Origin of the sequence: Cupriavidus sp. YAF13 (genome assembly GCF_052113425.1) — a bacterium.
Taxonomy (GTDB): Bacteria; Pseudomonadota; Gammaproteobacteria; order Burkholderiales; family Burkholderiaceae; genus Cupriavidus.
Window position 1 is genome coordinate 256,957 of sequence record NZ_JBFRDD010000002.1, and the last position, 19,529, is coordinate 276,485.

Sequence of the window (19,529 nt, forward strand, 5' to 3'; positions counted from 1 at the left end):
GTCGCGTCATGTCTGCATGGCTCTGTATGGCTCTGTACGGCTCGACACCAGGTCACCGGTAAGCGATAGGGCAACGAGAAGCGGTCTTCTCCAGACTTGCTGATGGGATCGTTGCCCAATCCGGTGCAAATACGGCAGTCCCGCCTTCTATACCGTACAGAGGGGGGCGAATCGGACTAGGATACAGAGATGGCACTTAATTTTCCCAATCCCAGCCGGAGTTACGACCCATCCAGGCATTGCGTATGTTTTTGGGGCTACGACAGTTCGCGTGAGATCTCCTTCGAGGTCGACCGAGCGGTACTCTCCAACCTCAGCCCCGAACTGCGCCCGGACGAGCCTGCCGTGCTGGAGGCATTCGACCGCCACCGCGACCACATCCTGGAACTTGCGCGCGGGCTCTATTCCCGCAGCCGGCAGAACAGGTACACCATTTCCTGACGGGGGCGCGATCGCTGGCGGTTCCGATCGTGAGGGGTGCTCGCCCCTCACGATGCCTTTGCCGTGCGAGGCGGCAGCGGTGCGGGTTCCGCCGCCATCTTGTCCGCGGCATAGGGGCGCAGGAAACTACGCGCCAGCTCCGTATCCCGGCAGTTCAGCCAATCGTCCCAATCGGTGGGCGGCACGATCACGATCATCCTTTTTTCCTTGCCCGGCGCATGGAAGCGGCACATCAACGGGTGGCGCTCCGAGTTGATGGTCAGCATGGTGAAGCTGAAGGCCTGCTGGCCATCCTCGCCTGGCCACGCGCGCCAGAGCCCCGCGATCGCCATGGGCGCGGCGTCTTTGAGCCGGATGCGCCAGCGTACCGCCTTGCCGGTCTCGTAGTCGGGCTCGTAGAAGCAATCCGCTGGCACCAGGCAGAACTGGCCGTTCTTCCAGGCGCCGGAGAAGGTTCGCTTTTCGGCCACCGATTCCGAGCGCGCGTTCGTGGTGTCGAACCTCGCCACGCCCGGTGGAATGCGTTTCCTGGGGACCATGCCGAAGGTAGCGAGCAGGCATTGCCGCTGGCCATCGTGGTCCGAGACGAGCAGCGGCGCCGCATAGTCGGGCCACGTTTCCGGCGGCCATTCCTGCGCCGGGCGGGTGACGCCAAATACGTCGCGGAGCAGGCCGGCCTGCGCGGGTGCGTAGTTGATGCACATGGGCTGCCTCCAGCGGGCGCCGCTTGCTAAGGGGATTAACCAGTATGGAGGATGGGTGGGGAAGGGCCAAAGCCCCGGTGCGGGCAAAAGCGCGCCGATTGCCGAGCCGATGCCGTCGCGTGAGCTACGCAACTGCGCGCGGCCCGGCCGGCGCGAGAATCAGCTTTCCTGCGCTTCCAGCGTGAAGCCGGCGCCGTCGTCCTGGCGCAGCATCGTCACCAGGGCGGGCATGGCTGCCTCCAGGGTTTCCTTCAGGCGCCACGGCGGGTTGACGATGAACATGCCGCTGCCGTGCAGGCCCAGCCCGCCGGCGACCGGGTGCTTGACGCGCAGGGTGACATGCAGCCAGCTCTTGAGCGGCAGTTTTTTCAGCTGCACCGGCAACTGCACGGATTCGCGGCGCTGCACTTCGGGATACCAGATCGCGTACATGCCGGTGGCAAAGCGCTGCAGGCAATCCTGCAGGCTGCGCACCACGCGGCCGTAGTCCTGCTTGTCCTCGTATGAGGGGTCGATCAGCACGAGCGCGCGGCGCGGCGGCGGGGGCAGGATGGCGTTGATGCCGGTAAAGCCGTCGCCGTCGTACAGCATGACACGGCGGCCGGCGCCACGAAAGTTGTCGCGCAGCACCTGGATTTCGGTGCTGTGCATCTCGAACAGGCGCAGGCGGTCTGCGTCGCGCAGCATCTGCCAGGCGAGCCAGGGCGAGCCAGGGTAGTGCTTCAGGTTGCCGTCCGGGTTCAGCGTGCGTACCTGTTCCAGGTAATCCTCGACCAGTGTCGGCATGGGCCGTTTGGCGGCGGCGGCCTGCCACAGCCGGGCAATGCCGGTCTCGAACTCGCCCTTTTTCTGCGCGTAGGCGTGATCGAGCGCGTACAGCCCGGCGCCAGCATGCGTATCGATGTACCAGAAGGGTTTGTCCTTCTGGCTCAACTGCTCCAGCAACTGGACCACGATGGCGTGTTTGAGAACATCGGCGTGGTTGCCGGCGTGGAAGGCGTGACGGTAGCTGAGCATGGCGAGGCGGGAAAAGGGCGTGCGGGTGCCGGCCTGGAGGGGCCGGCGGCACAGGGCGCTATGCTACCATCGCCGGGCTTTGGGGCGGGCCGGCGGCATGCCGGAGGGCGCGCCTGGCGGGCGATTGCCGGCTCCTTCGCCATCCTCCGGTCCCAATGCGCTTCCGGTGCATTCCGCGTCTGACGCTCCTGCGCATTTCCCGTTCTCCCGACCCTTGTCACCTTGTTGCCTTGCCCATGTCCCGCAGCCTAGATCTCGCCGAGCCCGCTTTTTCCGCGACAGGCTTGCCATACTCGCCGCGCTACGATGAGGCCTATCACGGCAATGAGGAGGGCCTGGAGCGGGCCCGTCACGTCTTCCTTGCTGGCAACGGCTTGCCGCAGGCCTGGGGCGGGCGCGACCAGTTCGTGATTGTGGAGGCCGGCTTCGGGTTGGGGATGAACTTCCTGGCAACCTGGCAGGCATGGCGAGATGATCCCAAGCGTTGCCGGCGGCTCCACTTTGTGTCGATCGAGAAGCATCCGTTTACGAGCGAGGGGCTTGCCGCGATGCACGCCAGCCTTGGCGCGCTGGCACCGCTCGCGCCGCTGGCCGCTGAGTTGAGGGCCGCATGGCCGCTGGCGCTGCCCGGCCTGCACCGGTTGGAATTCGAGGGTGGGGCGGTTGCGCTGACGCTGGCGTTTGGCGATATCGCCGCCGTGCTGCCGCGGCTGGTGCTGGGGGCGGATGCCTTCTGCCTGGATGGTTTTTCGCCAGCCCGCAATTCCGATATGTGGCAGCCGCAGTTGATGAAGCGGTTGGCCCGGCTGGCGCGCCCGGGGGCTACGCTGGCCACGCATGTGGCCGACAGTGTCTTCCAGCAGGGTTTGCAAGCCGCCGGCTTCGTGGCCAGTTCCGCACCGGGATATGGCTCAGAGCCACCGATGACCGTGGCGCGCTTCCCTGTGATGCGCGGCACGCGGCGGCAGCCGCCGCCATCCGCCGCGGCGTGGCCCGAGCGGCACGCGATCGTCATCGGCGCCGGCCTGGCCGGCTGCGCGGTCACCGAGAGGCTGGCCGCGCGTGGCTGGCGCGTGACCTTGTTCGATGCCCATGACGGCCCGGCGCAGCTGACATCTTCCCATCGTGCCGCCGCCATGCATCCGCACTTGTCCTCGGATGACAGCATCCTGTCGCGCCTGTCGCGCGCCGGCAACCTGCAGGCCCTGCGGGCCTGGGCGGGGCTGGCGGCGGCGGGGCATGCGCCCGGCTGGCAGGGCTGCGGCGTGCTGCAGACGGGTGCGGGTGTTGCGGACGCGGATATCCAGCGGGCGGCCCTTGCCGCCCTGGGTTTTCCGGAAGATTTCGCGCGGTGGATGAGCGCCGAGGAAGCCGCCAGCCGGCATGGCGCGCCTGTGCCCCACGGCGGGCTGTGGTTCGGGCAGGGCGGCTGGGCGCCGCCGCCCGAGATCTGCCGCGCGCAGCTGGCGCGGGCCGGGACGGCGGTAACGGCGCGCTATGGCAGCCGGGTCGCGCGGCTGGCGCGTGTGGCGGATGGCTGGCAGGCGCTGGACGAGGCGGGCATGGTGATGGCCGCGGCGCCGGTGGTGGTCGTGGCCAACGCCTACGAGGCGCTGCGCTTGCTCGCGCTGCGCCATATGACGATCGAACGGGTGCGCGGCCAGCTCACCACGCTGGAGCCGGCAGAGCTGGCGCGCCTTGGGCAATGGCCCGATTGCGTGGTCACCGGCACCGGCTACCTGCTGCCGCGCGCCGCGGACGGCACCGCGCGCATCGGTTCCAGCTACGAGCCGGATGCGCAGGAATCCGGCGCGCTGTACGAGCGCCCCGCCGTGCACGCCGAGAACCTGGCCCGGCTTGGCGCCTTGCTGCCGGCGCTTGCCGGCTCGGCCGCCAGCTTGGACCCGGCAATGCTCAGAGGGTATGTGGGCGTGCGCAGCGTCTCGCACAACCGCCTGCCGCTGATCGGCCGCGTGGCCGACGAGGCGCAGGCGGCGCGGGACGCCGCGGCGCTCAGCGGGGCGCGACTAAGGGATATCCCTCGGCTGCCGGGGCTTTACGCGGCACTTGCATATGGCTCGCGCGGCCTCACATGGGCCGCATTGGGGGCGGAATTGCTGGCCAGCCAGATCGAAGGGGAGCCATTGCCGCTCGAGCTCGAGCTGGCCGAGGCAATCGATCCGGCGCGGCTGCTGGTGCGCGCCTTGCGCCAGGGGACCGTGGCCAGCGGCGATGTGCCCGCCGAGCCGGTTCCCGGCTAAAAACTGCCGGAACCGAATGAAAACCGTGCGATAATCCCCGTTTTCCGTTTGCGGGGACCTGCGCCCGGATGCTCTGGAAACGCCATTTTTTGCGCGTGTCCGCTGCGTGCGATGCGGTTCGCGTGCCGGGTATCGGCATTTGCCGTCGCTTTGCCTGTGTCTTCTCGGGCACGCGAGCGGGGTGCGCTTACGAACACAACAACACTCTGGATTGGATCAACGACCATGTCGAATGTCATTGAAAACCTTGGCAAACTGGACCGCAAGGTGACCCTGGCCATTCCCAAGGCCGAAGTCGAAAAGGAAAAGCTGGAACGTCTGGTTCGCCTGTCGAAGACGGTGAAGATGTCCGGTTTCCGTCCCGGCAAGGTACCGATGAAGATGGTCGAGAAGCAATACGGCCAGCAAGTCGAGTTCGAAGTGCGCTTCGACAAGGCTGCCCGCAAGTTCTTCGACATCACCAAAGAACAAGACGTCAAGGTTGCCGGCCAGCCGAAGTTCGAAGTCAAGACCGACGGCGTGAGCGAAGACGAAGTGGCCTTCGACGCGACCTTCGAGGTCTATCCGGAAGTCAAGCTGGGTGACCTGGCTGGCGCCGAAGTGACCCGCACCAAGACCGAAATCAGCGATGCCGAAGTCGACAAGACCATCGACATCCTGCGCAAGCAGCGCGTGCATTACCACACCCGTGGCGAAGCCGGCGAGCACGGCGACGGCGGTGCGGAAGTGGCCGCCCAGAACGGCGACCGCGTGACCCTGGACTTCGTCGGCAAGATCGACGGCGTGGAATTCCCCGGTGGCAAGGCTGACGACTTCGCCTTCGTGCTGGGCGAAGGCCGCATGCTGCCCGAGTTCGAGCAAGCCGCACTGGGCCTGAAGGTTGGCGAGAGCAAGACCTTCCCGCTGGCGTTCCCCGAGGACTATCACGGCAAGGACGTGGCCGGCAAGACTGCCGAGTTCACCGTCACGCTCAAGAAGATCGAGTGGGCGCACCTGCCGGAAGTGAACGACGAGTTCGCCAAGTCGCTGGGCATCGCCGACGGCAGCGTCGAGAAGATGCGCGCCGACATCCGCGAAAACCTGGAGCGCGAAGTCAAGCGCCGCACGCACGCCATGCTGAAGGACCAGGTCATGGACGCGCTGTTGAAGGCGAGCGAGCTGGAAGTGCCGAAGGCCCTGATCGAGCAAGACCAGGAGCGCCTGGTGGAAATGGCGCGTCGCGACCTGGAGCAACGCGGCATGCCGAACGCCAAGGACATGCCCATCCCGGCCGAAATGTTCACGCAGCAAGCCGAGCGCCGCGTCAAGCTGGGCCTGATCCTGGCCGAGATCGTCAAGGCTCACGGCCTGGACGCCAAGGCAGACCAGATCAAGGCCGAGATCGAAGACTTCGCCAAGAGCTACGAAGACCCGAAGGAAGTCATGCGCTGGTACTACGGTGACCAACAGCGCCTGGCCGAGATGGAGGCCTACGTGCTCGAAAACAACGTGGTAAATTTCGTGTGCGACAAGGCCAAGGTCACCGACAAGACGGTGTCCTTCGAGGAACTGACTGCCGAAGGCAACAACCAGCCTCAGCAGGCCTGAGCCTGGCCCGTGGCCGGCGCGCGTGGCGCGTTGGCCGCAGCCTTGTCTCTTACCGAACTCCAGGAGAACTTGCATGACCCGCAATGATTTGCTTGACCGTCTGGCCACCACGCAGGCCTCCGCCCTGGAAACGCAGGGACTGGGGCTGGTGCCGATGGTGGTTGAGCAGTCCGGTCGGGGCGAGCGCGCCTATGACATCTATTCGCGCCTGTTGAAGGAGCGTCTGATTTTCATGGTCGGCGAAGTCAACGACCAGACCGCTAACCTGGTGGTCGCCCAGTTGCTGTTCCTGGAAAGCGAAAATCCCGACAAGGACATCTCGCTCTACATCAACTCGCCGGGTGGCTCGGTGTCGGCTGGCCTTGCCATCTACGACACCATGCAGTTCGTCAAGCCGGACGTGGCTACGCTGTGCATGGGCATGGCAGCCAGCATGGGTGCCTTCCTGCTGTCGGCTGGCGCCAAGGGCAAGCGTTCGGCGCTGCCCAACTCGCGCATCATGATCCACCAGCCGCTGGGCGGCGCGCGCGGCCAAGCCTCGGACATCGAGATCCAGGCCCGCGAGATCCTGTACCTGCGCGAGCGGCTCAACACGATCCTGTCGGAAGTCACCGGCCAGCCGGTCGACAAGATTGCCCGCGACACTGATCGCGACAATTTCATGAGCGGCGAGCAGGCAGTGGACTACGGCCTGATCGACAAGGTGCTCGCCCGCCGTGCCTGACAGACCGGCCCGGCTGCCGCAAGGCGGGCCGGGCAGGGGCCGGGTGGCGATCCTTCGGGTATCGCCGCCCGGCCGCAACGAAGAAGGCTATACAGAAACGAGGCCTTGTGCCTCGTTTTTTGCTTTTGCCCCACAGCTTGGGGGTCTACCCGCCGCGCCATTTTTTTTGGCGTATGATGCGTTTGAAGCGTATCCCCGCAGCGCTCCGGCACTGCGGCACGCACACTGCTAATGTGACTGATTCCTATGGCGGATAAAAAAGGTTCATCCAGCGAGAAGCTCCTTTACTGCTCGTTCTGCGGCAAGAGCCAGCACGAGGTAAAGAAGCTCATCGCGGGCCCGTCGGTGTTCATTTGCGACGAATGCATCGACCTGTGCAACGAGATCATCCGCGACGAGGCTGCTGCATCCGACAAGGACGCGGGGGCCTCGGCCAAGTCCGATCTCCCCACCCCGCACGAGATCCGCGAAAGCCTGGATCAATACGTGATCGGGCAGGAGCAGGCCAAGAAGATCCTGGCCGTAGCGGTGTACAACCACTACAAGCGCCTGAAGCACCTCGGCAAGAAGGACGACGTCGAGTTGTCCAAGAGCAACATCCTGCTGATCGGTCCCACCGGTTCGGGCAAGACGCTGCTGGCGCAAACGCTGGCGCGCCTGCTCAATGTGCCTTTCGTGATCGCCGATGCCACCACGCTGACCGAAGCCGGCTATGTCGGCGAGGACGTGGAAAACATCATCCAGAAGTTGCTGCAGAACTGCAACTACGAGGTGGAAAAGGCACAGCGCGGCATTGTCTACATCGATGAGATCGACAAGATCTCGCGCAAATCCGACAACCCGTCCATCACCCGCGATGTCTCCGGTGAAGGCGTGCAGCAGGCCCTGTTGAAGCTGGTCGAAGGCACCATGGCTTCGGTGCCCCCGCAAGGCGGCCGCAAGCACCCGAACCAGGACTTCCTGCAGGTGGATACCACCAACATCTTGTTTATCTGCGGCGGTGCGTTCGATGGCCTCGAAAAGGTCATCATGCAGCGTTCGGACAAGACCGGTATCGGTTTTGCCGCGCAGGTGCAGAGCAAGGAAGAGCGCGAGGCCAGCGAAGTGCTGCCGCAGGTCGAGCCGGAAGACCTGATCAAGTTCGGGCTGATCCCGGAACTGATCGGCCGCCTCCCGGTAGTGGCTACGCTGGCCAAGCTGGACGAAGCCGCGCTGATGCAGATCCTGGTCGAGCCGAAGAACGCGCTGATCAAGCAGTACCAGAAGCTGCTGGCGATGGAAGGCGTTGAGCTGGAAATCCGCCCGGCCGCGCTCTCCGCGATTGCCCGCAAGGCAATCCGCCGCAAGACCGGTGCACGTGGCCTTCGTTCGATCCTCGAACAATCGCTGATGGATGTGATGTACGACCTGCCTAACTACAAGGGCGTGCAAAAGGTGGTGATCGATGAGAACACCATCACCGGGGACGCTCCGCCGTTGCTGATGTACGAGGAACAGCCTAAGGTGGCTGGTTCGAACTGACGCGAACGCCGGCGCTTATGACGATGCCAGGCCGGCAGCGAGTCCTGAGAGGCCGTTCGCGAAAAGCGAGCGGCTTTTTTTCTTCATTTTCGTAAAACGAAGGGGAGGAAACGGGGGTATGCTGTTTGGACGGGTCTTGCAAGTGCGGGGAGCAGCATTTTGCAACTAGCATCGAATCGCGCGCAAAGGATGTCTTGCAATCGATTCATGAGACCCAATTTACGCCTAAATGACTGACTGGGGAAAATGATGTCCGGAACACAACTCCTCCCGGCTGAGCCGATTCGCTTGCCACTGTTGCCGCTGCGCGACGTGGTGGTGTTTCCGCACATGGTGATCCCACTGTTCGTGGGACGTCCGAAGTCCATCAAGGCGCTAGAAACTGCGATGGAGGCGGGCAAAAGCATCATGCTTGTGGCCCAGAAAACGGCGGCCAAGGATGAGCCGACCGCCGACGACCTCTATGAGGTGGGCTGCATCGCCAACATCCTGCAAATGCTCAAGCTGCCCGACGGCACCGTCAAGGTGCTGGTGGAAGGCACGCAGCGCGCGAATATCCGCGAAGTGAGCGAAGACGAATCGCACTTCATGTGCGAAGCCGTGCCCGTGCCGCCGGGCCCGGTCGAGACCGCCGAGACGGAGGCGCTGCGCCGCGCCATCGTGTCGCAGTTCGACCAGTACGTAAAGCTGAACAAGAAGATCCCGCCCGAGATCCTGACGTCGCTGTCGGGCATCGACGAGCCGGGTCGCCTGGCCGACACCATCGCCGCGCATCTGCCGATCAAGCTCGAGCAGAAGCAAAAGATCCTGGAAATGGTGAATGTCACCGAGCGCCTGGAGAGCCTGCTGTCGCAGCTCGAAGGCGAGATCGACATCCTGCAGGTGGAAAAGCGCATCCGTGGCCGCGTCAAGCGCCAGATGGAGAAGAGCCAGCGCGAGTACTACCTCAACGAGCAGGTCAAGGCCATCCAGAAGGAACTGGGCGAGGGCGAAGAAGGCGCCGACCTGGAAGAACTCGACAAGCGCATCAAGGCTGCGCGCATGCCGAAGGAAGCCAAGAAAAAGGCCGACGCCGAATTCAAGAAGCTCAAGCTGATGTCGCCGATGTCGGCGGAAGCCACGGTCGTGCGCAACTATATCGACACGCTGGTCAACCTGCCGTGGCGCAAGAAGAGCAAGGTCAACAACGACCTCGCCAACGCCGAGCGCGTGCTGGATGAAGACCACTATGGTCTCGAGAAGGTCAAGGAACGCATCCTTGAGTATCTTGCAGTGCAACAGCGCGTGGACAAGGTGAAGGCGCCGATCCTCTGCCTGGTTGGGCCCCCTGGCGTGGGCAAGACCTCGCTCGGGCAGTCTGTTGCGCGTGCCACGAACCGCAAGTTCGTGCGCATGGCGCTGGGTGGCGTGCGCGACGAGGCCGAGATCCGTGGCCACCGTCGTACGTACATCGGCTCGATGCCCGGCAAGATCCTGCAAAGCCTGGCCAAGGTCGGCGTGCGCAATCCGCTCTTCCTGCTCGACGAGATCGACAAGATGGGCATGGATTTCCGCGGCGATCCGTCGTCGGCATTGCTCGAAGTGCTGGATCCGGAGCAGAACCACACGTTCCAGGACCATTACATCGAGGTCGATTTCGACCTGTCCGATGTGATGTTCGTGGCGACCTCCAATTCGCTCAACATTCCGCCTCCGTTGCTGGACCGGATGGAAGTGATCCGCCTGTCGGGATACACCGAGGAAGAAAAGGTCAACATCGCCCAGCGCTACCTGCTGCCCAAGCAGATCAAGAACAATGGCCTGAAGCCCGGCGAGATGGAAGTGAACGAAGACGCCCTGCGCGACATCATTCGCTACTACACGCGGGAAGCAGGCGTGCGTTCGCTCGAGCGTGAAGTGTCGAAGATCGCCCGCAAGGTGGTGAAGCTGCTGCTGCTCAAGAAGGAAACCGGCACGGTCAAGGTCGCGTCCGAGAACCTGGACAAGTTCCTTGGCGTGCGCAAGTACGACTTCGGGCTGGCCGGCAAGGAAAACCAGGTGGGCCAGGTGACCGGTCTGGCGTGGACGGAAGTGGGCGGCGATCTGCTGACCATCGAAGCCGCGATCATGCCGGGCAAGGGCAACATCACCCGCACCGGTTCGCTGGGCGACGTGATGAAGGAGTCGGTCGAGGCAGCACGTTCGGTGGTGCGCTCGCGGGCACGTCGTCTGGGCATTACGGACGAGATGTTCGAGAAGCGCGACATCCACATCCACGTGCCGGAAGGCGCCACCCCCAAGGATGGCCCTTCGGCAGGTGGTGCGATGACCACGGCGCTGGTGTCGGTGCTCACGGGCATTCCGGTGCGCGCTGACGTGGCCATGACCGGTGAGATCACGCTGCGCGGCGAAGTCCTGCCGATCGGTGGCCTCAAGGAGAAACTGCTCGCGGCGCATCGCGGCGGTATCAAGCTGGTGCTGATCCCCGAAGAGAACGTGAAGGATCTCGCGGAGATTCCGGACAACGTCAAGAACGCCATCGAGATCATCCCGGTGCGCTGGATCGACAAGGTCCTGGAGCTCGCGCTCGAGCGCAAGCCCGAGCCTCTGCCTGAAGAAGTGGCCAAGCCTGCCGATGTGGCGGACAAGGGCGCTGCCAAGGTCGAGATGATTCATCACTGATGATGTCTCGCTGATGCTGCCGTAGCTTCCTGGCAGCGCATGAAAAACGCCGCGGGTGTCCCCCGCGGCGTTTTTCTATTTTGTCTCCTGTTCCGCCTGCGATCCGTGCCACCTTGCGCAAGGTGTAGGTGCATTTTCCGGCCTGTAAAAATGCCTGCGAAGAATACTTGGCAAAACGCCAAAGGCTGTATTACACTTGCGCCCTCGCAACGCAAACAGCAGTAATTACTCTGATATGTGCGCGGCGATGCTTGCAGCATGCAGTGCGGCTGCGGTACGAGCGGGTGCTTAGCTCAGTTGGTAGAGCGGCGCCCTTACAAGGCGTAGGTCGGGGGTTCGAGCCCCTCAGCACCCACCACCGCTCCTGCCGCAAGACAAGCCAGACACACGGATGCATCCTGCAACACCGATTCAGGAGTGGTAGTTCAGTTGGTTAGAATACCGGCCTGTCACGCCGGGGGTCGCGGGTTCGAGTCCCGTCCACTCCGCCAAACAAGCAGTCAGCAAAACGGGCCCTTAGTGGCCCGTTTTGCTTTTTGCGCATCTCATCGCTTTACCAATTCCGCACTCCGTTCTTGATCAAACCGGCTCCGGCTTGCAGTGTCCCGGAGCACCCGCCGGGCAAGGGCAGACATGGCTCGCCAATTGCGCCGCAGGGCTGCAAATCGCGTGAAGCCTGCCGCTCCTGATAGAATCCCGGAGTTTGCCGTTCGTACAACCCTTTTCCTGAGTCAGCATGCTTGATTTCGTACGCAACAACCGGCGCTTGATGCTTTTGCTGCTGCTGGTGCTTGTCTTCCCGTCGTTTGTGTTCTTCGGCGTGGAGAGCTACTCGCGTTTCATGGACAGCTCGCACGACCTTGCCAAGGTCGACGGCCGCGCTATCACGGCGCAAGAAGTGGATAACGTGGTGCGTGACCAGAGCGAGCGCATGCGCCAGATGCTTGGCACGAACTACGACCCGCGCCAGTTCGAAGGCGCGCAGGCACGCCAGCAGGTGCTCGACCAGCTGATCCTGCAGCGCGTGGTAGCGGATGAGGTGGCCAAGAAGCACCTGACCGTTTCCAACGAACGCCTGCTTGAGACGATCAGCAGCATTCCCGCCATCGCCCAGTTGCCGAAGAAGAAAGATGGCACGATCGACGACAAGGCCTACGTCGGCCTGCTGGCTCAGCAAGGCATGACGCCCGAGCAGTTCGACGCCCGCATGCGTTTCGACCTGGCCACCCAGCAGCTCAGCTCCTCGGTTGGCGCTACCGCCTTCGTGCCGAAGTCCTTGCTGGACCGCCTGATCGCCATTCGCGACCAGCAGCGCGACGTGCAGGCGCTGCAGATCAAGCCGGCCGATTTCACCGCCAAGGTCAATCCGGATGACGCCGCGCTGAAGGCGTACTACGAAAGCCACAAGGCAGCGTTCTCGGTGCCCGAGCAAGCCAAGGTCGAATACCTGGTGCTGTCGGCCGACGCGCTGGCCGCCTCGACGCCGGTCACGCCCGAAGAGCTCAAGTCCTACTACGACAGCAACATCGCGCGCTTTCGCACCGACGAGCAGCGCCGCGCCAGCCACATCCTGATTGGCTCGCCCAAGGATGCCAAGCCAGCGGAGCGCCAGGCCGCCAAGGAAAAAGCCACCAAGCTGCTCGAGGACCTGCGCAAGCATCCCGAGACGTTTGCCGACGTGGCCCGCAAGCAGTCGCAGGACCCGGGCTCGGCGGAGAAGGGCGGCGACCTCGGCTTCATGGGCCGTGGCGCGCTGGTCAAGCCGTTTGAAGACGCGATGTATGCGCTCAAGGATGGCCAGATCAGCGACGTGGTCGAGACCGACTACGGCTATCACATCATCAAGGTCACCGGCATCAAGCCGGCCGAGACCAAGCCGCTTGAACAGGTCCGTACCGAACTGGAAGTGGAGTTGCGCAAGCAACTCGCCGCCAAGAAGTACACCGAACTGGCCGACACGTTTGGCAATACGGTCTATGAACAGTCCGACAGCCTCAAGCCGGCTGCCGACAAGTTCAAGCTGACGATCCAGAGCGCCGACAACGTGACCCGCCAGCCGAACCCGGCCCTGGGCGCGCAAAACCCGCTCAATAACGAGAAGCTGCTCAAGGCGCTGTTCAGCGATGAATCCGTCAAGAACAAGCGCAACACCGAGGCCGTGCAGGTTGGCCCCACCACGCTGGTGGCGGCGCGCATCGTCGACTACCGCCCGGCCACGGTGCGCAAGTTCGAAGACGTGCAGGCCAAGGTGCGTGAAGGCTATATCGCGCAGCAGGCAGCCGAGCTTGCCGCCAAGGCAGGCGCTGAACGTCTCGAAGCGTTGAAGAAGAGCGGCGGCGCCGACGGCTTCGGCGCATCGGTAACCGTCTCGCGTGCCAAGGCCGACGGCCTGGCACCGAAGGCTGTGGAAGCCGTGATGCGTGCCGATACCGCCAAGCTGCCCGCGTATGTCGGCGTGGATCTGGGCGCCGATGGCTACGCGATCTATCGCATTGGCAAGGTCAGCCAGCCTGCGCAGGCGGATGCCGCGCAGCGCCAGGGCGAGGCGCAGCAACTGGGCCAGATGCTGGGCCAGAGCCAGCTGGAAGCCTTCTACGAAGGCCTGAAGGACCGGGCCAAGGTGAAGCTGCTCAAGCCCGCTGCCACGACGGAAGCGGCTCCGGCCAGCGGCGCTGGCGCGCAGTAATACTGCCGCTCGCAGCCATAAAGAGAAAGGCGCCTTCGGGCGCCTTTCTCTTTATGGCAAAGCCGCGGACAACTAGCGGGTAGCTGTCTTGGCCGCTGGCGCCTTCAGCAAGGGCTTGAGCTGCGGCCAGACGGTATCGAGCAGCGTGCCCTGCGCCTGCGCCGTGGGATGGAGGCGGTCCGCCTGGAACCACTCTGGCTTGGCGACGACTTGCTCCAGCAGGAAGGGCACCAGCCGGAGCTTGTACTCGCCGGCCAGCTTGGGGTAGAGCGAGAAGAAGCGCTCGGTGTAGTCCGGCCCGTAATTGGGCGGGATGCGCATGCCCACCAGCAGTACGCTGGCCTTGGCTTGCTGCGCGCTGGTGACGATGCTGCGCAGGTTGGCCTCGGTGGTTTGCAGCGGCAGGCCGCGCAAGGCATCGTTGGCGCCCAGCTCCACGATGACCACGGCCGGATGGTGCCTTGCCAGGAGGTCGGGCAAGCGCGTCTTGCCGCCCACCGTGGTCTCGCCGCTGATGCTGGCGTTCACGACGCTATAATCGAAACGTTCCTCCCGCAGCCGCGCCTCCATCAGCTTGACCCAGCCTGTATTGCGGGCCAGGCCATACTCGGCGGACAGGCTGTCGCCCAGCACCAGGATGGCGGGCGTTGCCGCCCGCGCCATCGACGCCGTGGCCGGCACCATCGCGGGCAGCAGCGTGGTCACGCACACCGCCAGCGCCAGCTTTCGCCAACCGCACCAGAACTTCTTGCTCATGTCTTCATCCATTCTTGCAGTCGAGTCATTAGGAAAGACCGTAGCCGACACGACAGGTTCGCTGACGATTTTGCACGACGTGACGTTTTCCGTCACGCCCGGCGAAACGCTGGCCATTGTGGGCGCATCCGGCTCGGGCAAATCAACCCTGCTGGGCTTGCTGGCGGGTCTGGACCTGCCCACCACGGGCACCGTCAAGCTCAACGGGCAGGACCTGTTCCAGCTCGACGAAGACCAGCGGGCAGCGCAGCGCGGGCGCCATGTGGGTTTTGTGTTCCAGTCGTTCCAGCTGGTCGGGCACCTGAGCGCCCTGGAAAACGTCATGTTGCCGCTGGAGTTGCGCGGAGAGACCGCGGGCGTGCGCGAGCGCGCCGCCGACATGCTGGCCCGCGTGGGGCTGAGCGGGCGCCTTTCCCACTATCCGCGCACGCTCTCCGGCGGCGAGCAGCAGCGCGTGGCGCTGGCGCGGGCGTTTGTGGCCCGGCCCGACATCCTCTTTGCCGACGAGCCTACCGGGAGCCTGGATACGGCCACCGGGGAGGCCGTGATTGCGCTGATGTTCGAGCTGAACCGCGATGCCGGTTCCACCCTGGTGCTGGTCACGCACGATCGCTCCGTGGCGGCCCGCTGCGGGCGCATCCTGACCATCGAAGCCGGACGGGTTGCCAGCGACGAGTGGATGACCGCGCCGGTTTGATAAAACGCTGCGTCAGGCGCTGCCGAGCGCCGCGCGCGCGCGCGCAATCAGGCTGCCGGTCGATGCATCGTGCTGCCCGGCGGCGGCACTTGCCGCATTGTTCAACTCGCCCTCGATCGGCTTGGCCAGGATCTTGCCGAGTTCCACGCCCCATTGGTCGAACGAGTTGATGTTCCAGACCACGCCTTGCACGAAGGTGCGGTGTTCGTAGAGCGCGATCAGCGCGCCGAGCGTATGCGGCGTGATGTCTTCCATCAGCAGCGTGTTGCTCGGCCGGTTGCCCTCGAACACCATGTGGGCGATACGGATCTCGTCGGTGAGCCCCGTGGCGCGCAGTTCCTCGGCCGTGCGCCCGAGCATCAGCGCTTCAGCCTGGGCAAAGCAGTTGGCCAGCAGCTTGGCGTGATGGCCGGGCAGCAGGCGGGGCGGGCGCAGCGGCGCCACGAAATCCACCGGCACGATCTGCGAGCCCTGGTGGATCAGCTGGAAATAGGCGTGCTGGCCGTTGGTGCCGGCGGAGCCCCAGACCACCGGCGCGGTATGGGCGCGCACGTGGCGGCCGTCAAGCTGTACCGATTTGCCGTTGCTCTCCATTTCCAGCTGCTGCAGGAAGGCAGGAAACAATTCGAGCGAGGTGGAGTACGGCGCCATGCAGCTGGTCGGCATGCCGAAGAAGTTGCGGTACCAGATACCGAGCATGCCCAGCACCACGGGCATGTTCTGCGCCAGCGGCGCGCTGCTGAAATGCGCATCCATGGCGCGGCCACCGATCAGCAGGTCTTCAAACGCGTCGAAGCCAACCGCTAGCGCAATCGACAGTCCGACCGAGGACCACAGCGAGAAACGCCCGCCGATCCAGTCCCAGAATTCGAACATGTGCGCCGGGTCGATGCCGAAGGCGCGCACCGCCTCCACATTGGTCGACACCGCGGCAAAATGGCTGGCCAGCTGGTCCAGGGCCACGCCTTTGTCGAGGAACCACTGGCGCGCGCTGCAGGCGTTGGCCATGGTCTCGAGCGTGGTGAAGGTCTTGGAGCAGACGATCACCAGGGTTTGCTCGGGGTCGAGCCGGTCCAGGCATTCGGCCAGTTCGGTGCCGTCCACGTTGGAGACGAAATGCATGCGCGGGCCGCTGCCGGCCAGGTGCGAGAGCGCGCGGCACACCATGCGCGGGCCCAGGTCCGAGCCGCCGATGCCGATGTTGATGACATCGGTGATGCGCTTGCCGGTGAAGCCGGTCCAGTCGCCGCTGCGCACGCGCTGCGAGAACACGCGCATGCGGTCCAGCACGGCGTGGATGGCGGGCATGACGGGCTTGCCGTCGACCTTGAACGTTGCGTCGGCACCGGCGCGCAGCGCGATGTGCAGGACCGCGCGGTCCTCGGTGGCGTTGATGTGGTCGCCGGCGAACATGGCATCGCGGCGTTTGGGCACGCCAGCTTCATCCGCCAGTTGCATCAGCAATGCCATGGTCTGCGGCGTGATGCGGTTCTTGGAATAATCGAGATACAGGCCTGCGGCTTCCAGCGAGAACTGCTCGACGCGTTGTTCCGCGGAGCCGGCGGCAAACCACTCGCGCATCGGCGTTTCGCGAATGGCGTCGTGGTGTTGCAGAAGTGAGTGCCAGGCGTGGAGGTCTGTGGGCATGCGTGCGGAAATCTTTGAAGGACAGCGCGGAAGTACCGTGTGAAGCTTGGTGTTTCCGCTAGATATCAATGCTCCCCGGTAGCCAGCCCGGCTGGCCTTGCGCGACGGTCAGGAGCCTCTCAAGTATAACGCGCCCATCTGGCACGACTCGGCGTTTTGGCGGCAAAAGACGGCATTAGTGCTTCCGAGGGGATCGATCGCCGGGCGCATTCCTTCGCGCGCCGGCGCTGTGCTCCCGTCAGCCGGGGCGCCCGAGCCGGCGCGCAACCGCCCGCAGCGCTGACTCGCCCCCCGCCACGCACACCCCGCCCACACAGATCACCGCCACGCCGAGCGCGGTGATCCAGTCCGGCAACTGGCCGAACGCCAGGTAGCCGATGGTCGTCGCCGACAGGATCTGCAGGTAGAGGAAGGGGCTGAGGAATGACGCATCCGCGTACTGGAACGCGCGAATCACAAAATAGTGGCCAATCGAGCCGGTGATGCCGGTGCTCAGCAGGAGCACGGCTTGCAGCGGCGTGGGTGCCGCTTCGAACCAGAAGAAGGGCACCAGCAGCGTGGTCAGGACGGCGCCGGTCACGCCGCTCTGGATCAAGGTGGTCATGGGCGCGTCATGCGCGGCAATGCGCCGCGTCAGCATCTGCATCAACGCGAACACCAGTGCCGACAACAAGCCCAGCGCAATGCCGGCCCCGCTCAGCTCGCCGCCGGGGCGCACCACGATCAGCATGCCGACGAAGCCGATAGCCACGCCGCTCCAGCGGCTCGCGCGCGCATGCGCGCTCGGGCGCTCGCCTAGCAGCCAGGGCGACAACGCCACCACGAACAGCGGCGCGCAGAAATTCAGCGCCGTGGCCTCGGCCAGCGGCATCAGCTTGAGCACGCTGAAGAACACCAGCGTCGAGACCAGCATCATCCCCCCGCGCAGCCACTGCAGGCCCGGTTTCGCGGGGCGCCATTGCTGGCGCAAGCGCGCCGGCCCCAGCAGCAGGAAGATCGCGGCCACATGGCCCACGTAGCGTACCCAGGCCACGCCCACCACCGGCAGGCCCTGCTGGGTCAGCGTCTTGCTGCTGGCATCCAGCAGGCTGAGGATCCATTGGCCGAGCACCAGCAGGGCCACGCCGGTGAGCAGCTGGCGCCGGGCCGGCGAGCGGCTGGCCGCGGCCTGCAGGCGGGCGCCGCTATCCGTCGCCTTGCTCATGCCTGCTGCGCCCGCAGCAGGGCATTGAACAGGTCGCGCACCGGCAGGTAGAGCTCGCTCGCGGTCAGGCCGGCGGGGCCGGTGCCCTGCGCCACCAGGTGGTCGGCGGCGCGCCCGTGCAGCCAGACCGCGGCCCGTGCGGCCTGCAGCGCCGGCATGCCCTGGGCCAGCAGGGCGCCGATCATGCCGGCCAGCACGTCGCCGGTGCCGGCGGTGGCCAGCCCGGCATTGCCGGTCGGGTTGATCGATAACGACACGCTGCCGAGCGCATCCGGTGGCGACGCGATCACCGTGCCCGAGCCCTTGAGCACGACCACGGCCTGCCACTGGGCTGCCAGCGAGCGCGCCGCCGCCAGGCGGTCACGCTGGATCTCGGCCACGCTGATGCCGGACAGGCGCGCGGCTTCGAGCGGGTGCGGCGTCATCACGCGCACCGGCGGGCCGCCGCCAAGCATGGCGGCAAGCGCGGGGTCCGCGGCCAGCATGTTCAGCGCATCGGCATCCAGCACCAGCGCGGGCGGCTCGGTGGCGGCCACGCTGGCTTGCAGCAACTGCGCCAGCTGCTTGCGCGCCGCCGTGCCTGTGCCCATGCCCGGGCCGATCACCAGCGCGGACATATTGGTCAGCTCGATCTCCGCGATCGGGTGCAGCATCAGCTCCGGGTGCACGGGGTCGATTAGCGGCGCGGGCTGCGCCAGGAAGGCGATGTGCACGCGCCCGGCGCCAAGGTGCTGCGCGGCACGCGCGCCAAGCAGCGGCGCGCCGGTCATGCCGATGCCGCCGCCGATCACGGCGAGCGAGCCGAATGTGCCCTTATTGGTGGCATGGCGCCGCGTGGGCAGCGCCGATGCGAACGACGCCGGCACGTTGACCGTGGCGCAGGCAGGCTGGGCCGGCGGATAGTTCAGGCCGAGCGGGGCGATATCCACCTCGCCCGCGCAATCGCGCCCATCGAGCGTGAGCAGGCCCGGCTTGGCGCCGATGAAGGTGAGGGTGCGCAAAGCGCGTACCGCCGGCGCGCCGGCGCCGGTATCGGCGAACAGCCCGCTCGGGATATCGAGCGAGAACACGGGCAGCCGGGACTCGGCAAGGTGCGCGATCCACTGCGCCGTGAAGCCATCGGCGGCGCGGTTCAGGCCAATGCCGAGCAAGCCGTCGACCAGCGCGCAGGTGTGCGGGGGAAACGGCGGCAGGGTGCCATGGCAGGCGGACTCCGGCATGGCGTGCAGTATCACGCCAGCCGCGCGCGCCTCCAGCCAGGCTCGCCCGGCGTCGGCGGGCAGGCGATCGGGCTCGGCCGTCAACCACACCTGGACCTCGCGCCCGGCCTGGTGCAGGCGGGTGGCGGCCACCAGCGCGTCGCCGCCGTTGTTGCCCGGGCCGGCCAGCAGCAGCAGTGGGCCCGCGGGCGTGTGGTGCGCCAGCCAGGCCGCCGCCGCGGCGCCGGCCCGGGACATCAGCGTGAAGGCGGGCAGGCTGGCCATGGCGGCCGCTTCGATGTGGCGGAGGGCCGCCACGTCGTACAGCGGGATCGCGCTGGCGCTTGCCGCGTCCAGCGGGAGCCAGGCATCGTCGGGCGGCGCAGCGGCAAGCGTGGGAGACGTCGGGGCAGAGCTTTGCATG

At 65.4% G+C, this 19,529-nt stretch carries 14 protein-coding genes and 2 tRNA genes; 10 read left to right on the forward strand and 6 right to left on the reverse strand.

All coding sequences use genetic code 11. From position 1 onward, the window contains the following. Positions 1–189: 189 nt before the first annotated feature. The gene (locus AB4061_RS03180; protein WP_043345911.1) at positions 190–441 is read left to right on the forward strand and encodes a DUF1488 domain-containing protein; all 252 of its coding nucleotides are present in this window, start codon (positions 190–192) and stop codon (positions 439–441) included. A gap of 47 nt (positions 442–488) precedes the next feature. On the opposite strand, the gene AB4061_RS03185 is transcribed toward AB4061_RS03180, so the two are convergent. Together AB4061_RS03185 and AB4061_RS03190 are read right to left on the reverse strand one after the other, a co-directional pair. Then, positions 489–1,145 carry an SOS response-associated peptidase gene (locus tag AB4061_RS03185; RefSeq protein ID WP_441630803.1) on the reverse strand — a complete coding sequence of 219 codons (657 nt, stop codon included), beginning with the start codon at positions 1,143–1,145 and terminating at the stop codon, positions 489–491. Between the two features lie 159 nt (positions 1,146–1,304). Next, positions 1,305–2,162 (reverse strand): 23S rRNA (adenine(2030)-N(6))-methyltransferase RlmJ, encoded by an 858-nt coding sequence (locus AB4061_RS03190; RefSeq protein WP_043345913.1) that lies wholly within the window; start codon positions 2,160–2,162, stop codon positions 1,305–1,307. A gap of 236 nt (positions 2,163–2,398) precedes the next feature. Between AB4061_RS03190 and mnmC the strand changes: the two genes are divergently transcribed. The 8 genes from mnmC to AB4061_RS03230 all read left to right on the forward strand — a co-directional run bounded on the left by mnmC (position 2,399) and on the right by AB4061_RS03230 (position 13,602). Beyond that, on the forward strand, positions 2,399–4,423 hold the full coding sequence (mnmC, locus tag AB4061_RS03195) for a bifunctional tRNA (5-methylaminomethyl-2-thiouridine)(34)-methyltransferase MnmD/FAD-dependent 5-carboxymethylaminomethyl-2-thiouridine(34) oxidoreductase MnmC (protein ID WP_441630806.1): 2,025 nt from the start codon (positions 2,399–2,401) through the stop codon (positions 4,421–4,423). A 225-nt stretch (positions 4,424–4,648) separates the two neighbouring features. After that, positions 4,649–6,010, forward strand: coding sequence for a trigger factor (gene tig / locus AB4061_RS03200; RefSeq protein WP_441630808.1), 1,362 nt, complete (start codon positions 4,649–4,651; stop codon positions 6,008–6,010). 73 nt (positions 6,011–6,083) lie between these two features. Next, entirely contained in the window at positions 6,084–6,734 is a 651-nt protein-coding gene (clpP, locus tag AB4061_RS03205; RefSeq protein WP_043345919.1) for an ATP-dependent Clp endopeptidase proteolytic subunit ClpP, read from the forward strand. 246 nt (positions 6,735–6,980) lie between these two features. Then, positions 6,981–8,255 carry an ATP-dependent Clp protease ATP-binding subunit ClpX gene (gene clpX / locus AB4061_RS03210; protein ID WP_006160855.1) on the forward strand — a complete coding sequence of 425 codons (1,275 nt, stop codon included), beginning with the start codon at positions 6,981–6,983 and terminating at the stop codon, positions 8,253–8,255. 249 nt (positions 8,256–8,504) lie between these two features. Then, entirely contained in the window at positions 8,505–10,916 is a 2,412-nt protein-coding gene (gene lon / locus AB4061_RS03215; RefSeq protein ID WP_441630811.1) for an endopeptidase La, read from the forward strand. A 282-nt stretch (positions 10,917–11,198) separates the two neighbouring features. After that, positions 11,199–11,274 (forward strand) — tRNA-Val (locus tag AB4061_RS03220). Between the two features lie 56 nt (positions 11,275–11,330). Then, positions 11,331–11,407 (forward strand) — tRNA-Asp (locus tag AB4061_RS03225). 245 nt (positions 11,408–11,652) lie between these two features. Then, positions 11,653–13,602, forward strand: a complete 1,950-nt coding sequence (locus tag AB4061_RS03230) for a SurA N-terminal domain-containing protein (RefSeq protein WP_441630813.1) — start codon at positions 11,653–11,655, stop codon at positions 13,600–13,602. 72 nt (positions 13,603–13,674) lie between these two features. Here the strand turns inward: AB4061_RS03230 and AB4061_RS03235 are convergent, their stop codons facing one another. Next, a complete protein-coding gene (locus AB4061_RS03235) occupies positions 13,675–14,358 on the reverse strand; it encodes an arylesterase (protein ID WP_441630815.1) in 684 nt (227 codons plus the stop codon). Here AB4061_RS03235 and AB4061_RS03240 point away from each other — a divergent pair. Next, positions 14,357–15,055, forward strand: a complete 699-nt coding sequence (locus tag AB4061_RS03240; RefSeq protein ID WP_441630817.1) for an ABC transporter ATP-binding protein — start codon at positions 14,357–14,359, stop codon at positions 15,053–15,055. The two genes, AB4061_RS03235 and AB4061_RS03240, sit on opposite strands and share 2 nt — an antisense overlap. A 12-nt stretch (positions 15,056–15,067) precedes the next feature. On the opposite strand, the gene pgi is transcribed toward AB4061_RS03240, so the two are convergent. The 3 genes from pgi to AB4061_RS03255 form a co-directional block, all read right to left on the reverse strand. Continuing rightward, positions 15,068–16,702 (reverse strand): glucose-6-phosphate isomerase, encoded by a 1,635-nt coding sequence (gene pgi, locus AB4061_RS03245; protein WP_441630819.1) that lies wholly within the window; start codon positions 16,700–16,702, stop codon positions 15,068–15,070. A 238-nt stretch (positions 16,703–16,940) separates the two neighbouring features. Beyond that, positions 16,941–17,906 carry a DMT family transporter gene (locus tag AB4061_RS03250; protein WP_441630821.1) on the reverse strand — a complete coding sequence of 322 codons (966 nt, stop codon included), beginning with the start codon at positions 17,904–17,906 and terminating at the stop codon, positions 16,941–16,943. Next, positions 17,903–19,528 (reverse strand): NAD(P)H-hydrate dehydratase, encoded by a 1,626-nt coding sequence (locus tag AB4061_RS03255; RefSeq protein WP_441630823.1) that lies wholly within the window; start codon positions 19,526–19,528, stop codon positions 17,903–17,905. Before AB4061_RS03255 ends, AB4061_RS03250 begins: the two co-directional genes overlap by 4 nt. Position 19,529 lies beyond the last annotated feature (1 nt).